This window comes from Candidatus Nucleicultrix amoebiphila FS5, assembly GCF_002117145.1.
Classification (GTDB): domain Bacteria; phylum Pseudomonadota; class Alphaproteobacteria; order Caedimonadales; family Nucleicultricaceae; genus Nucleicultrix; species Nucleicultrix amoebiphila.
Window position 1 is genome coordinate 159,006 of the sequence record NZ_CP008743.1, and the last position, 16,561, is coordinate 175,566.

Below are 16,561 nucleotides of genomic sequence, written 5' to 3' on the forward strand. Positions count from 1 at the left end.
GTGGTCTTCTTTTCCGATCCAGATTTGATAAAGCCTTTTTTATATTATTTATAATATCGTTTAGCATTGGTCTCTATAAATTGTTTATGGAGCCTATTGCTGATTTCCCTCTATTTTTTGCGATCATTCATATGTTTACGAAGTAGATATTTGTGAAAGCTTTAGCAATTATTCATGCTCCTTTTGAACGTCCAGGCGTCATCGAAGAATGGTTTCAAGCCAAGGATCATTTTTTGGTGCAAGTCCATCCTTATCGTGGTGATATTCTGCCAACCATGGAGAAATTTGATAGTTTGATTGTGATGGGAGGTCCGCAAAGTCCCTTGGAAATCGAAAAGGCTCCATACTTGAGACTTGAAATTCAATTAATAGAGCATGCTTTAAAGCAGAATATGCCTATCCTGGGTTTTTGTTTGGGAGCTCAATTAATTGGGGAAGCTCTTGGCGCTAAAACTGAACGCAGTCCTCATAAAGAAGTCGGCGTGTATCCAATCACGCTAACAGCAGAAGGCGAAGCAGATCCTATTTTTGAAAACGTTCAGAAGACTTTCCAGGTTATCCATTGGCATAATGATATGCCAGGATTGACTAAGACCAGCAAAATCCTAGCTTACAGTGAAGGCTGCCCTCGTCAGGTTATACGCTATACAGAGAAAGCACTTGGGTTTCAGTGTCACCCTGAAATTACATTCCAACTTGCTCAAGAGTTGGTAGATAATTGCCCTGATGATTTAAAGCCAAACCAATATGTACAATCTGCAGAAGAATTCTTGGAACACAACTTTCAAATGATCAATCAAACAATGATTCACATTCTTGAGAATTTTTATAAACTTTAGTGTAGGTTTTTAATCCAAAAGACCATTGTATTGAGCGCGTTGTTTTGTTTATCAACCTCAGGCCAGCTGAACTGAGTTCTTAGTTGAGAAAATTCTTGAAATCCTTGTTTGTGCCAAAGATTTGAAAGAGATTTATAATTGCGTGGGCGTGCAGGATGGTCAGCCGTACGTTCAACAGTCCAAAAGGTGATATATTTTAATTTAGGGTTTTGTTTTAAGGCCGCTTTTTCTCTTTCTACGAAAAATAATTTTCCAAGCCCCTTACCGCGAAACCCATGCAGTATCACAGATTCTCTATAAAAAAAGACATCCTCAAGGTTGTACCCTTTTTGTAAAAAGGGCCGACGAACCTCATCATCCGCTTCTTCTAATGGAATGGCGGTGGCTGCGCCAATAATTTTGTTAACATGATTGTCTCTAGCAATAACTAGAATGCTGTTTTCGCTATGACTGAAATGTTTAGAATATTGAATTTCATAATCCTCATTCCCGGCATAGAGGTAAGGGAATTCTTGAAGGACTTCTATTCTAAGAGAATATAAGTGTTTAAGAAAAGGAACGATTTGAGGACCTTGAAGCGTAATTATTGAAATGTTTTTATTCATAGCGCATAAATCTAGATATTATTTTTGTGTTTTTCTCAGCATAACGTATATGCTGAAAATGCAAAAGCCAAACTTTTTACACGATGTCGAAAACTTATATGAATATTGAAGATTTAGTTCTTTATCGAGATGGTCTAATGTTGGTGTTGAATAAGCCTTCAGGAATTGCTGTGCATCGAGGAAAAGGCAAAGCCGCTAATATGGAAGATATTTTTATGCAGTTGACATATGGATTGCCAAAACCTCCTGCTTTAGCGCATAGACTCGACAAAGATACAAGTGGGTGCTTAGTTCTGGGACGTCATCCAAAAGCTTTGAGGCGCCTTGGAGAACTTTTTTCTTCCAGTAGAGTGAAAAAAACCTATTGGGCCATTGTTGAGGGAAGACCCCCTAAAGATCAAGGTGAAATCGATCTACCTTTAGCGCCTCAATCCGATAACAAACACCATTGGTGGAAGAAAGTTGATGAAGCGGGAAAGGAAGCTAAGACCCTTTATCGTGTGATTAAATCCGAAAACCAAAAGAGTTGGTTGGAACTTACTCCTTTGACTGGCAGAACTCATCAATTGCGTGTGCACTGCGCAGCTATAGGATGTCCTATTATAGGGGATAAGATATACGGCCGAGAGGGGCGAACAGAGTTAAAAGCATCGTTAATGCTTCATGCTTATTCTATTGAAATACCGTTGTATCCTAAAAAAGATAATATCGTGATTACCGCGCCAGCTCCTGAACATTTTGTCCAACTTCTCAAACAATTAGAGCTGGAGTAATATATAACGAGGAATGAAGGAGTTTTTGATATGACGATTGCTTATAAAAAATATGGTTCAGGAAACAATCATGTGATTGTCTTGCATGATTGGTTTTCTGATTCTTCAAGCTATGACATGGTTTTACCTTATCTTGATACAGATCAGTTCTGTTATGTTTTTCCTGATTTAAGGGGCTATGGTAAATCAAAAACAATTACTGGTGAATGCTCTGTGGATGAAGCTGCACAAGATGTTATTGCAGTAGCAGATACTTTGAAATGGGAAAAGTTTCACCTTATCGGTCATTCGATGAGTGGTATGATTGTTCAATATATTAACACCCTTGTTCCTGAACGCGTACAGTCTGTTATAGCGATCACGCCTGTTCCTGCCTGCGGATCAAAAGTTCCAGAAGAAATGGTTATGTTCATTACACAAGCAGCGAATGATAATGATATGATTGCGGAACAGATCATTGGTTTTATGACGAGTGGACGTCATAGCGACGTGTTTTATAAAGAGAAGGTAAAAAAGTGGCGAGAGAGTTCAGTTGCTGAAGCACGGCTCGCTTATCTGCATATGTTTAGTGACACGGATTTTTCCAGTAAAATGAAAGGATTGAAAACTCCTTATTTGGTGATTATTGGTGCTCATGATGGAGAAGCATACGGAGAAGAAGTTCAGAGAAAAACTCTACAGACATGGCTTCCTCAGGCTGAACTTCAAGTTATCCAAAATTCTGGCCATTATCCAATGCAAGAAACACCAGTCTACTTAGCGACATTAATTAATAATTTCCTAAGAAAACAATTATGAGTCTCTGCAAGAGAGATAAACTTTGAGAGAGTCTGATGGTATGTGAATATTGTTTTTGTATTTAATATATTATTCTTCACAAGTGGCTTGTCTTTATTGAAAAAACCCGCGCAAATTTTTAGTGCTATATTGTCACTCTCTTGACGTGTGTCACGTTGAGAGAGTACTATATTCATTAAAGGCAAAGAATGTTAAATACATCAACACAAAATAGCAGCATCGGCGTCGGTGATTTTACCAGAAAAATGTTACAGCCTTTTCGCTGGCACCTTGCAATATCTATATTTATTGCGTCTTTTTGGTCCTTTGATTTGGTAATTCGTCCTTATTTAATTAAAGTTGCCATTGATCGTATGTCTGCTAACCCTGGCGTTGAGGTATTAAGCGTTTTAGCTTTGCCTGTAGGACTTTATGTTGGGCTAAGTCTATTTCATATATGTATTTATCGTGTCTATGACGTGATTGTTCTGAAAATGATGCCTCAATTGCGACAAAATGTGATTAATTTCATGACAAGTCACATGCTCTATCACTCTCATAGTTATTTCCAAAATAATTTCGCTGGTAGTTTGGCAAATAAAATTAATGATGTCGCTTTGGGCTTGCGAGAAATTATCTCAATTTTTATTGATCGATTTTGGAGTCATACACTCGCTTTAATTTTTTCAGTCATTATCATGTTTAGTATCCATTGGGTGTTGGCATCGATTCTTTTGGTTTGGTTGATACTTTATTTGAGCTTTTCTTTAAAGTGTGCGCGTAGATCCCATGAACTTTCTGATGCCTTATCTGAAACCAACAGTGGAATTACCGGTAAAATAGTTGATCTTCTTTCCAATATGTCTGTCGTGCGTTTTTTTGCGACGGCCTATTTTGAAAAGAAAAACATAAAAGGTTGGTCAACAGAAAGTGTTCGTCGCGAACAAACTCTGCTTTGGTTTTTATTTAAGCTTTGGCTATTTCAAGGTCTTTCTTTCTTCATTATGGAAGCTCTGAGCATCGCTTATATGATTTATGCACGACAATATAATCAAATTACCATCGGTGATTTTGGCTTGGTTTTAACACTGAATATTCAATTGGTCGATTCACTTTGGAACCTTTCCAAAGATTTTTCAGACTATACAGAACATTTTGGTCGTGTAACCCAAGGGTTGCGTTTAACGACGGCGCAAGTCGAAATAAAAGATGTTGAAGGGGCTAACCCTTTAATTGTGAAAAAGGGAGAGATTCGTTTCGATAACGTTTTGTTTCATTATAAGTTGGATACGCCTCTTTTTCAAAACTTAACAGTGACGATTAATGGCGGTGAAAAGGTTGGACTTGTAGGATTTTCAGGTAGTGGAAAGTCTACGTTTGCTAGCCTTATCTTAAGACTTTTTGATGTGCAAAAAGGTTTAGTTCTTATTGATGGTCAAGATGTTTCAAAGGTAACACAGGAATCTTTACGAGAAAACATCGGTATGATTCCTCAAGACCCAACGCTTTTTCATCGTACTTTGATGGAAAATATTCGTTATGGAAGACTCCAGGCAACTGATTCTGAAGTCATTGGCGCGGCAAAACAGGCCCATGTGCATGAGTTTGTTCAAAAGATGACGCATGGGTATGAAACGATGGTAGGGGAGAGAGGTGTAAAAATCTCAGGCGGTCAACGACAGAGAGTCGCTATTGCGCGTGCGATGCTTAAAAATGCTCCTATTTTAATTTTGGACGAAGCAACATCTTCTCTTGATTCTGTTACTGAAGAACTGATCCAAGAAAGCCTTTTTGAATTAATGAAAGAAAAGACGACACTTGTCATTGCGCATCGTTTGTCTACTTTACTCTATATGGACCGTATCCTGGTTTTTGATAAAGGTGCCATTGTAGAGGATGGCACGCATGAAGAACTTTTAAAAATGAATGGGCTCTATACTAAACTTTGGGAAGCTCAAATTAGCGGGTTTTTACCCGAATATTATGGGAGTGAAAGCGCAGAAGAAGAGGGAGAGTTAAAGGATTCTCCAGTTGATGAATGATTCCTGAAATTCCATTTTACTATATTCGGCATGGGGAAACCGAATGGAACAGAACTGGGCTTATCATGGGACAGTCAGATATTCCTTTAAATGAAACAGGAATCAGACAAGCACATGAAGCGAAATCTTATTTCTCTCCAAAGATGGTGGGCACTATCTGTTATAGCCCCTTAAAAAGAGCTCAAGAAACAGCTTCTATTCTTAATGAAAAGCTTCAAGCACCTCTTGTTGCAATAGAGAATTTGAAAGAATGTTCTTGGGGAGTCTTTGAAGGTACTCAAAAAGCTGATCGGCAATTTCGCGCCCAATGGATGAAAGGCGGTGAAATTGAAGGTGCAGAAAGTTTACAAATGTTTTTAGTACGCGCCCGTGGAGCAATTCTTGAAGCCTTAAAATATCCTGGACCAGTCCTAATTGTATCCCATGGAGGTGTCTATTGGGCAGTGTTGGAAATGTTGGGATATAACTTTAATAACCATTCTCCTTTGAATAACTGTGATTTGGTTTATCACCAACCACCAACTATTCCAGACGAACGTTGGTTCATTAAGAATTTATCCTCTGAAGATTAAGCTTTCATACACTGTTTTATTCATGAATTAGACTTTGCAATTTTATATGTTTGGCATTATGATGCCGAGCACTAAAAAAAAGTGAAGCCTGGATATTCAGTTACGCTTCGTGCGCAATAGATAATAAGTAAATAAAGTCATAAAAAGATAGAACCTATGGAAAACTTGTTTTCTAAAAGAGTGAGAAGCTTAGGAATCAGTCTCCTGATGTTATCAGGCTGTGCTGTTGGCCCTGATTTTAAGGAACCAGAGGCACCTAGAATTGAATCCTATGACCAAGACGGCTTGCCAGATGCGATTGATATAGACGGTAAAGCTTTTCAAAATCAACGTTTTCTTATCAATGAATCTATACCTGAAGACTGGTGGACGCTCTTTAATTCAGATGCTCTGAACGATCTTGTGATGCAAGGGATGAAGAATAGTCCCACGGTTCAATCGGCTGAAGCAGCGCTTTTAAGTGCTCAAAATAAATTGATGGCAGCAGTTGGTTCTGACTATTTTCCTGAAGTGAATGCCAATTTTTCTCCAAAACGGTTACGTACGTCAGGCGCCGGGAGCGGGCTAACGCAATTTCCCCCCAAAGTTTTTAGTTTGCAGCATGCATCCGTTGACGTATCTTATATTCTTGATGTCTTTGGCGGATTGCGACGTCAAGTTGAAGCAGTTGAAGCCGATGTTGAGAACCAACAGTATTTGCTACAGGCTGCTTATTTAACTCTGGCGAGCAATATCGTGACTAATGTTGTGACTGAAGCTTCACTGAGGGAACAAGTTGAAGCTAGAACACGGGATATTGAGGCAAGCGAAAAAATTCTTGCGATCACTCAAAAACAATATGATTTGGGAGCTGTTTCTAAAACTGATGTTTTGAATGCTCAAAATCAACTCGAACAACAACGTTTAACGCTTCCATCCTTGCAGCAAAAGCTGACACAAAATCGTAATGCTCTGGCCGTTTTGGTAGGAGAGCTTCCTGGTCAAAAAGAACTGCCTGTGTTTACATTTGATGCGTTAGATTTGCCCCATGAAATTCCTGTGTCTTTGCCGTCTGAGTTGGTGAAACAACGTCCTGATATCAAATCAGCAGAGGCACAATTGCATAAAGCGAGTGCCAATATTGGAGTAGCTACAGCAAATCTTTTTCCCAAGCTAACATTGACAGGAAGTGTAGGAAGTGAATCAAGTAGGGGGAGGAATTTGTTTAGTTCAGCAGCGAGCATTTGGTCAATCGGAATGCAAATATTACAGCCAATTTTTAAAGGAGGTGCTCTGCTTTCATTAAGAGAAGCTGCAATTGCGGACTACAAAAATGCATTAGCGCAATATCAACAAACTGTCTTGCAAGGATTTCAAAATGTGGCAAATACTTTAAAAGCCTTGCAAAATGATGCAAAGAGTTATGAAGCTAGTAAAATAGCTGAATTAGCAGCTTTTCAGACACTTGAGATTACACAAAAGCAATATGATTTAGGAGCAGTGAATTTTACGACTCTTTTGAATATTGACAGACTCTATCAACAGGCACGTGCAGCGAGAGCTATTGCTCAAGCAGCACGATACAACGATACAGCAGCGCTTTTCCTTTCGATGGGAGGAGGGTGGTGGCACGCCTCAAACAAGAACAGCGAAAGCGAAGTGGAGAAATAACCATGAAATTGGCTTTAAACAAACGTATGATCATAATGCTTGTTGGCGTTGCTATACTCTTTGGAGGGATTTTTGGGTATCACGTTTTTACTGCGATGATGTTTAAGAAATTCATGAGTGCAGGAGGATATCCTCCTGAAACCGTAGCTGTACAAAAGACTAAACTAGAGCCTTGGCAACCAAAAATTTCAACAGTGGGCACTTTGAAATCGCGGAATGGCGTTGATGTGACAACGGAAATCACTGGTCTTGTAAAAAAAATTCATTTTGAATCAGGCGCCCAGGTGAAGCGTGATGATTTGTTAGTAGAGCTTAATGCTGACTCGGATATTGCTCAATTGCAGTCTTTAGAAGCAACAGCTGCTTTGGCAAAAGCCACCTATGAACGTGACAAAGCTCAATACGCTATTAATGGCATTAGTAAAGCAGCGCTTGAAGCTAGCGAAGCAGATCTAAAAAGCAAAGAAGCGCAAGTTAAGCAACAGGCAGCCGTCGTAGCTAAAAAAAACATACGGGCACCCTTTAGCGGAAAGTTAGGCATTTCCGCCATTAATGATGGGCAATACATGAATCCTGGTGATAAAATTGTTTCATTACAGACTTTAGATCCCATTTTGATTGATTTTCATGTGCCACAAAAGTTTGTCTCAGAGGTGCGTGTTGGACAAAAAATTACAGTGACTCTGGATAGCTACCCTGATCAAAAATTTCAGGGGAAAATAACTTCAATGGATCCAATAGTGAATCTATCGACGCGCAATCTTCGACTTGAAGCAACGATTAGTAATCGAGATGGTAAGCTAATTCCGGGTATGTTTGGGAATGTTGAAATTCAAATTGGTGCTGCAAAGAATAACCTGACGATCCCTCAGACAGCTATTGCCTATAACCCTTATGGCGATGTCGTCTATGTTGTTAAAGTAGATGAAAAATCTGAAAAAGGTCATGAAATCATGACGGCACATCCTGTATTTGTGACTGTTGGCGAAACACGAGGTGATCAAGTCGCTATTTTAAAGGGATTGGAAGAAAATATGATGATAGTCATTTCAGGAAGTCATAAACTTAAGAATGGCAGCCGGGTTGTGATTGACAATACAGTTTTGCCCTCTAATGAAGCTGCTCCGACGCCGCCAGATGATATAGAGTAAAAAATGAAATTAACTGATTTATTTATTCATAGACCGGTTTTATCAACGGTTATCAGTTTGTTGATCTTAGCTTTAGGCTTAAGGTCCATGAATTTGCTTCCCGTGCGTCAGTATCCTTTTACGCAAAATGCAGTTGTAACTATAACAACATATTATACGGGTGCTGATCCTAGCGTGATTGCGGGTTTTATCACAACCCCACTGGAAAACTCAATAGCACAAGCGAACGGAATTGATTACCTGACTTCGTCCAGCACACAAGGGACAAGCACAATCCAGGCAAATCTTAGATTAAATTATGATCCAAACAAGGCTCTGAGCGAAATCACAACTCAGGTTAATGCTGTCCTTAACCAGTTACCAAAAGACGCGCAGCAACCTGAACTTAAGGTTGCGATCGGTGAAACGCTCTCTTCCATGTACATTGGATTTAATAGTGATGTGTTACCGAGCAATAAAATCACTGACTACCTTATCCGCGTTGTCCAACCAAAATTACAAGCTGTGCAAGATGTGCAGACTGCTGAAATTTTGGGCGGGAGATATTTTGCTATGCGCGCGTGGTTGGATCCAGTGAAGATGGCAGCTTATGGATTCACTGCAGCTGATGTTTCAAAAGCATTAGCTGTAAATGACTTTATTACTGCGCCTGGTCGCACCGATGGTGAGATGATCACCGTAAATATGACGGCAGATACAGATTTGCATTCAGTTGAAGAATTTAGCAATTTGGTCTTAAAATCGGAAGGTGATTCACTTGTTCGATTAAGAGACGTAGCCAATATTTCTTTAGGTTCTGATAACTATAATTCAGTTGTTAGTTTTGATGGAAAAAAAGCAGTCTATATTGGTATTAAAGTGGCTCCCGCTGCTAACCTTTTAACAGTGATTGAAAATATTCGAAAGATTTTTCCAGAGATTCAGGCTCAATTTCCTGAAGGGTTAAATGGTAGGATTGTTTACGATGCCACAAAATTCGTAAATAGTTCCATTACAGAAGTGCAACACACACTTTTCGAAGCCGTTGGCATCGTAACGCTCGTCATTTTTCTTTTCCTAGGGACTCTTCGGTCAGTTTTAATTCCTGTTGTTGCGATTCCTCTCTCTTTGATTGGTGCGTTTTTTATTATGCTGGCTTTTGGATACTCTATCAATCTATTGACTTTATTGGCTTTAGTGTTAGCCATTGGTCTTGTGGTAGACGACGCAATTATTGTAGTGGAAAACGTGTATCGTCACATCGAAGAAGGAAAGTCTACCTTCGATGCGGCAATTCAAGGTGCTAGAGAATTAGCTAATCCCATCATCGCTATTACTGTCGTTTTGATTGCAGTATACGTTCCTATTGGATTTATGGGAGGATTGACTGGCGCTTTATTCACTGAATTTGCCTTTACGCTCGCAGGTGCTGTGGCTATTTCAGCTGTGGTAGCATTAACGCTTTCACCTATGATGTGTTCAAGATTTTTAAAAGGTACTCACGATAGTCGATTTGCAGCTTTTATTGATCGAGAATTTCAAAAACTTGAAGTCATTTATCATCGTACACTTAAAAATTCATTGAGCCATCTTTATGTTACAGGCGTTTTCAGCTTAATTATTTTTTCAAGTATTTATTTTCTCTACACAACGTCAAAATCTGAATTAGCGCCTCAAGAAGATCAAGGAATTGTATTATCAATGATTTCGACGGCTCCAAATGCGACACTATGGCAGACACAACGCTATGCAGATCAAGTAAATAAAATTTTTGAAGAATTTCCAGAAAAAGACCATGTATTCCAGGTTTCGGGTCAGGCTGGACTTAATTCAAGTATTTCTGGCATGGTGATGAAGCCATGGGATGAACGGGTTCATACATCCAACCAGTTGCAACCTATATTACAACAAAAAGTAGGAGGAATTGCTGGAGCACGATCTGCAGTATTTCAATTGCCTTCCTTACCAGGTGGAGGGACTGGGCTTCCAATTCAGTTTGTGATTGGTACAACTGAACATTACTCTCAACTGAACGACGTCGCATTAAAATTAATGGAGGCTGCTCAAAAGCGCGGCATCTTTATGTTTATTGATTCTGATTTGAAAGTCGACAAAATGCAGGCGACGCTTCAATTTGATAGAGACAAAACAGCAGCTCTTGGGTTGACAATGCAAGATTTAGGGCAAGCGTTATCCAGTGGAGTAGGGGGGGGATATGTCAATTACTTCAATTTGGATGGCCGCTCTTATAAAGTAATTCCTCAATTGCAGCGCACAGAGCGTTTAAATCCAGAACAGCTTTTGAACACTTACATTCGAGTAGCAAACGGTCAAATGGTCCTTTTGTCTACTGTGGCACACATAAAGCGTTCGGTTGTACCAGAATCTATCAATCATTTTCAGCAATTAAATTCAGCAACTATTTCTGGTGTTGCGGCGCCTGGTGTTACCATGGGAGATGCTCTTACGACTTTGAAAACACTTTCAGATGAGATTTTACCACATGGATACTCAATTGATTATTCAGGGCAATCACGCCAATATGTTCAAGAGGGAAGTGAACTAATTTTGACCTTCTTATTTGCAATCATTATCATTTTTCTTTCCCTTTCTGCCTTGTTTGAAAGTTTCCGAGATCCCCTGATTGTTTTGATTAGTGTTCCCATGTCCATCTGTGGTGCCATGATCTTTATAAATCTTGGTATTGGGGGGGCGAGTCTTAATATTTATACTGAAGTTGGACTGGTGACCTTAATCGGTTTAATCAGTAAACATGGTATTCTTATCGTCCAATTTGCTAATGACCTTCAAAAAGATGGGAAGATGAAGCGCGAAGCTATCGAAATGGCATCCAGTATTCGTCTTAGACCCATTTTGATGACGACAGCGGCGATGGTTCTGGGGGTTCTTCCTTTAATAACCGCTACGGGCGCCGGAGCTGTCAGTCGGTTTAATATAGGTCTTGTTATTGCTTCTGGAATTTCTATTGGAACGCTCTTTACGCTATATGTTGTACCAGCAATGTATATGCTTTTGGCCGATGATCTTCATAAGACGAAAAAAACAGGTTACGCGCCCAGCTCATAAAGAGCTATTTACGGAAGATCTTGTACTTGGTTCGTGGATCAGGTATGAAAAACCAAAGATCTAACCATAGAGATTATTTCGATTGATGAAAGTACTAGTTACAGGCGCTGCAGGTTTTATTGGTTATCACATGAGTGAAGCTCTTTTAAAAAAGGGCTATAAGGTCATTGGGATTGATTCAATGAACCCTTATTATGATGTGAATTTGAAAAAATGCCGATTGGAAAAGCTTAAACAAAATAAGGATTTCAGCTTTTATCACCTTAATCTTGAAGACAATCAAGCGATTTTAAACTTTGGTAAGGAACATTCAGATATCAGCTATATCATTCACTTGGCCGCACAAGCTGGTGTTCGTTATTCTCTAGAAGCCCCATTCTCATACGCACAAGCTAATCTTATTGGTCATTTAGCTATGCTTGAATTGTGTAGGTCTTTACCTCATCTTAAGCATTTTGTTTATGCGAGCAGTTCATCAGTTTATGGGGCTAACGAAAAGTTGCCTTTTGCCGTTGAGGATCGCGTGGATACGCCCATTTCTCTCTATGCGGCTACAAAAAAATCAGCAGAATTAATGACATATTCTTACAGTCATTTATTCAAAATTCCAGCGACGGGTTTGCGCTATTTTACAGTTTATGGTCCTTGGGGACGCCCTGATATGTCGGCTTTTATATTTACGAAAGCTATATTAAATGATCAAGAAATGCCTGTGTTTAACCATGGTGATATGCGTCGTAACTTCACTTATGTAGACGATGTGGTGAATGGTACTATTGCTTGCATGGAAAATGCGGCGTTAATTCATAAAGATCTTAGTGTGACACACAAGCTTTATAATATCGGCAATAACCGCTCTGAGAAGTTAATGGACTTCATTCACTTAATTGAAGAAGTTTTAGGTAAAAAAGCAAAAATTCGCTTTGAAGGTATGCAACCTGGCGACGTAAAGGAAACAATTGCGCATATAAAAGATTCCACCGATGACTTCGGCTTTAAGCCTGAAACGAGTATCAAACAAGGTGTTCCAAACTTTGTTAATTGGTACAGAGACTATTATAATGTTTAAGGATTCTCCTAAAATAGCAGTCGTTGGCCTAGGATACGTAGGTTTGCCATTAGCGATAGGGCTTGCAAAGCATTTCCACGTGACGGGATTTGACATTAATGATTCGCGTGTCGGCGAATTGAAAAAAGGTGAAGATAGAACAAATGAAATTTCTAAAGAACTTCTGATATCTTCAACGTTAAATCTTACTTCTACAATGGAAGAAATTAAAGGGTACGACGTTTTCATAGTCACGGTTCCTACTCCAGTAACCGCTATGAATCAGCCTGATCTGACGCCTCTTGCAAAAGCTTCTGAGACAGTTGGAAAACTTCTGGTCAAAGGAAGTATCGTTGTTTATGAAAGCACCGTTTATCCAGGAGTTACCGAAGACTATTGTGCGCCAATCCTTGAAAAAAACTCAGGTCTTAAATGTGGCTCTGAATTTTATTTGGGCTATTCACCTGAACGCATTAATCCTGGGGATAAAGAACACACAGTCGATAAGATCACCAAAGTTGTTTCTGGCCAGACATCTGATGTCGCTCAGCATCTTGCGATGATTTACGGTAAAATGAATCAGGGGAATATCTTTATAGCTAAAAACATAAAAACAGCTGAAGCAGCAAAAGTTATTGAGAATGCCCAAAGGGATATCAATATTGCTTTTATCAATGAAATAACGACTATTTTTTCTAAACTTGGACTCTCAATCTATGATGTTTTAGATGCCGCGAGCACTAAGTGGAATTTTTTAAAATTTTTGCCGGGAATGGTTGGAGGACATTGTATTGGTGTCGATCCTTACTATTTGGCTCATTTATCTAGAACATTAAATCATGAACCAGAAGTAATTTTGGCTGGCCGAAAAATTAATGAGGCGATGAGTCATTATATTGCAAGTCAAATTCATGAAAAACTTCAATTTCGTCAGAAGGAAAAACCAGCAAAAATTCTTTTGCTTGGCATTACTTTTAAAGAAAACATACCGGATTTACGGAACACAAAAGTTATAGACTTAATTAAAAATCTTAAATCTTATGGTCATACTGTGTTTGTGCACGATGCTTATGCTGATCCGCAAGAGGCTCACAAGGAATACGGTTTAACGCTTTTGCCTAATTTGGCAGAAGGAGGTTATGATTGTATGGTGGGGGCTGTAGCACATGATGTTTATGCGCAGTTTGAGTTAGAAGTTTTTAAAGAGCTATTGAAAGAGGATGCTTTGGTAGCAGACGTTAAAAATATATGGTCAGCAAAAAAGTTACCTCAAGGTATGAACTACTGGAGCTTATAAAAGCAGGGGCAATTATCAATTGCGTTTTTGTTATTGAACATCAATAAGATCGTCTAAATCTGTTCTTTTCAAAATGTGATTATCTTCCACTTGTACAGCAATGCGATTGTGTTTTTTGCCCATTTTTCCTGAAAGGACCAAACGATTTCCACAATATGCATAAACAGTGTCTTCAGCTCTGATTTCAAGAGGGACAGTGTCTCCTTCTTTCCAACTCAGCAGATCTTTTAAATCAGCTTTAAATTTTGTTAATTCAACTCTTAAATTCATATGCGCTTGTTTAAGTTCTTCACTTAAATGGCTTTTCCATTTTGTTTCGTTCTTGTCGCTTTCTGTGGTTGACGTTTGTAGAAGTTTTTCACGTGCAGGTTCCAAAGTTTCATAGGGGATAAGAAATGAAAATTCACCAGCGCGTTCTTCAACGGTGACTCTTAATGTAAGTCTAACGACAGCATCACGCGGACGAATGATCATGGCAAAAGAGGGATTTGTTTCTACGGTTTCAAGATCAAAGGAAGCTTCATGTACGATGCTGAAAGATTTTCTGAAATCTTCAATGAGAAGTTTCATGCTTCTTTTAATGAGCTCCATCTCAATCGTTGTAAAAGCTTTATTCTCTCCTTTTGGAGCATGGGGAAATTTTCCACCGCCCAATAGATAATCAATCATAGTAAAAATGAAATCATTGCTTAGGACTAAAATGCTAGAGGGACGCCATCCTTCGATACGGAAAATACCTAACATGGCTGGGTTAGAGAGGGCCTCCATTTCAGGTCCAAAACGCACTGCAGAAATTGATACCACACTAATTTCGGAATTTGCGCGCACGAAATTGCGCATAGAGGTTGTTAGTCGACGCACAAAACGGTCAAGGATAACTTCCAACATGGGGTAATGTTCATAGGCAATTTTCGAAGAACTTGTTAGAACATGAAAAGCATCATTTTGGCTATTTTTCGATACGCTTTCTGCTTTATTGACACCGTCTGCCATTGATTGTTCAACTGCCTCTGTCTTGGCTTCACTCAAAAGAACTCTCCCTTTATAAATTTCTTTTTATTCTAATGCTTAGATGATTAAGGATTACTTAAATTTTAAGTTAAAATAGGCCATTTGAAAACTGGATAATGATCCCCATATGTTTGACATTAAGGTCAAAATAATTTAGTTTACTATGATATCTAAAGGAAAATAAGAATGCGTCGCATCTTCACTCTCTCCACCTTATTAGTCAGTACAAGTGCAGTGGCAAGTCATGAAGCCCATGAAATGTGGTCTATGGGAGATGAATATAAAGTAAATATTTTTACACATTTGAGTGCCCGTGATCTGAACAGCGCGGCTCAAGTTAATCAAGATTGGAATAGGATCGTTAACGATAAGTTCATTAGGGTTCGAAAACAATTTGATACGCCAGAAAGCCTTCAAAGTTATTTTCAAGCTGATAATGATAACGAATGGAAATATGTTACAGAATTACGGGTGCTTTTCCCTGAAAGCTTGAAAGATCAAGAACGTCAGGTTGATCTCAGCGCAATTCTTTCAAAGACACCAAAGCTTCGTGTATTAAGACTTCAACATGTACGTTTGATTAAACCAACGAGCACAGTGGTTCCATTAGGACTAGAAAATTTATTTTTAGATGAGTGTACAACGGCGCCTAATACACCAGAAATTGACACATATCTTAAGACATTAGTTGAAGAAAATGCTCAAAGGTTACAACTTTTGCGTATGACGAATTTATCTAAGACGATCAACACTATTTTGATAGCTCTTAAACCAGAGACCTCTTTTAGCCAATGTGTACAGTTGTCATTGGCTGATCCTTATATTAAAAGCTGGGATTTTGTTGCAAAATTTCCAAAGCTAAAGCGCTTTAAACTCCAAGGAGATTTGGGTAAATCTACAACTTTGATGCCTGCAACGGTCGAGGATGTGGATGTTGCTGGAAACCGTCAAATCGATCTTAAATCTTTAATGCTGGCTCTTAAGCCTTCGGCTGCTAAGCTTACAAAGCTTGATTTGTCATCGATTCCTTTGAAAGAAATGCCAAAAAATCTGGAGCAGTTTCCTCAGTTAAAGAAACTCGTTGCGCGTAAAACAAACCTCACTATGGTAACTGGAGAAAGATTGCCAAGTTCATTGGAAATATTAGATATTGGCGAGAATGATGATTTAAAAGAGCTTGCACAAGGCTTGCTCTCTCTCCAGAATTTGAAGACTATTAATATTGAAGATAGCAACGCCATTTACGTGCTGCCTTATCAGCTTGCTCAGAAAGCGAAAGTAACATCTTCTCACTCTCGCTGGCTTAGATTACAGTATTTTGTCATGTCATTGATTTCTTAAGTGCAGCCTTTATTTTATCAATAAAGATGCATCATCAAGAGCATTGATAACGTTAGTAAGATTTAGAAGAGCAGTAAGCTTTCCTGAAATTTTTTCCTAATCAATTCATTTCATTTTTAAGCGTTTCAGCAGTTCATAAAGGGTCTGCATAAAGCGTAGCGCATCTGTTTTAAATACCTTTAAGTGCTAGGATAGACCGCATGGTCCCTGTGTCAGGTTTTTTATAAGATAAAATGTAATGGGATAACTTTTAAAAGAGTATAGAAAAGTAGTTTAATTTTATTATCATTTGTAATCTAAAGGTTATGGATTGAGCTTCAGTTATAATTTGAGATCATTTCTGGTGACGAAGACTTTGTCGCACTTATACACGCTCTTAAGGAGGGTAA

At 38.8% G+C, this 16,561-nt stretch carries 13 protein-coding genes; 11 read left to right on the plus strand and 2 right to left on the minus strand.

The window, feature by feature from the left end; all coding sequences use genetic code 11:
• The first annotated feature begins 152 nt into the window (after positions 1–152).
• Positions 153–839, plus strand: a complete 687-nt coding sequence (locus GQ61_RS00750; protein ID WP_085783474.1) for a homoserine O-acetyltransferase/O-succinyltransferase family protein — start codon at positions 153–155, stop codon at positions 837–839.
• On the opposite strand, the gene GQ61_RS00755 is transcribed toward GQ61_RS00750, so the two are convergent.
• On the minus strand, positions 836–1,444 hold the full coding sequence (locus GQ61_RS00755; RefSeq protein ID WP_085783475.1) for a hypothetical protein: 609 nt from the start codon (positions 1,442–1,444) through the stop codon (positions 836–838). The genes GQ61_RS00750 and GQ61_RS00755 overlap by 4 nt on opposite strands.
• Positions 1,445–1,542: 98 nt before the next feature.
• Between GQ61_RS00755 and GQ61_RS00760 the strand changes: the two genes are divergently transcribed.
• From GQ61_RS00760 to GQ61_RS00800, 9 genes are all read left to right on the plus strand, one after another.
• Complete coding sequence (locus GQ61_RS00760; protein WP_232317323.1) at positions 1,543–2,217, plus strand: RluA family pseudouridine synthase; 675 nt, start codon at positions 1,543–1,545, stop codon at positions 2,215–2,217.
• Between the two features lie 30 nt (positions 2,218–2,247).
• Positions 2,248–3,015, plus strand: coding sequence for an alpha/beta fold hydrolase (locus tag GQ61_RS00765; protein WP_085783477.1), 768 nt, complete (start codon positions 2,248–2,250; stop codon positions 3,013–3,015).
• A gap of 188 nt (positions 3,016–3,203) precedes the next feature.
• On the plus strand, positions 3,204–5,036 hold the full coding sequence (locus GQ61_RS00770; RefSeq protein WP_232317324.1) for an ABC transporter ATP-binding protein: 1,833 nt from the start codon (positions 3,204–3,206) through the stop codon (positions 5,034–5,036).
• Positions 5,033–5,608, plus strand: coding sequence for a histidine phosphatase family protein (locus GQ61_RS00775; RefSeq protein WP_085783478.1), 576 nt, complete (start codon positions 5,033–5,035; stop codon positions 5,606–5,608). The genes GQ61_RS00770 and GQ61_RS00775 overlap by 4 nt, the downstream gene beginning before the upstream one ends.
• Before the next feature lie 207 nt (positions 5,609–5,815).
• Positions 5,816–7,258: an efflux transporter outer membrane subunit gene (locus GQ61_RS00780; protein ID WP_198157351.1), complete on the plus strand. Its 1,443-nt coding sequence runs from the start codon at positions 5,816–5,818 to the stop codon at positions 7,256–7,258.
• Positions 7,259–7,260: 2 nt separating this feature from the next.
• On the plus strand, positions 7,261–8,409 hold the full coding sequence (locus GQ61_RS00785; RefSeq protein ID WP_198157352.1) for an efflux RND transporter periplasmic adaptor subunit: 1,149 nt from the start codon (positions 7,261–7,263) through the stop codon (positions 8,407–8,409).
• A 3-nt stretch (positions 8,410–8,412) separates the two neighbouring features.
• A complete protein-coding gene (locus GQ61_RS00790; protein WP_085783480.1) occupies positions 8,413–11,475 on the plus strand; it encodes an efflux RND transporter permease subunit in 3,063 nt (1,020 codons plus the stop codon).
• A gap of 85 nt (positions 11,476–11,560) precedes the next feature.
• Positions 11,561–12,544 (plus strand): GDP-mannose 4,6-dehydratase, encoded by a 984-nt coding sequence (locus GQ61_RS00795; protein WP_198157353.1) that lies wholly within the window; start codon positions 11,561–11,563, stop codon positions 12,542–12,544.
• Entirely contained in the window at positions 12,537–13,820 is a 1,284-nt protein-coding gene (locus tag GQ61_RS00800; protein WP_198157354.1) for a nucleotide sugar dehydrogenase, read from the plus strand. The genes GQ61_RS00795 and GQ61_RS00800 overlap by 8 nt, the downstream gene beginning before the upstream one ends.
• A 30-nt stretch (positions 13,821–13,850) precedes the next feature.
• On the opposite strand, the gene fliM is transcribed toward GQ61_RS00800, so the two are convergent.
• Positions 13,851–14,849: a flagellar motor switch protein FliM gene (gene fliM, locus GQ61_RS00805; RefSeq protein WP_085783482.1), complete on the minus strand. Its 999-nt coding sequence runs from the start codon at positions 14,847–14,849 to the stop codon at positions 13,851–13,853.
• A 168-nt stretch (positions 14,850–15,017) separates the two neighbouring features.
• Here fliM and GQ61_RS00810 point away from each other — a divergent pair, with 168 nt between their 5' ends.
• Positions 15,018–16,172, plus strand: a complete 1,155-nt coding sequence (locus GQ61_RS00810; RefSeq protein ID WP_085783483.1) for an F-box/LRR-repeat protein — start codon at positions 15,018–15,020, stop codon at positions 16,170–16,172.
• The last annotated feature ends 389 nt before the right edge of the window (positions 16,173–16,561 follow it).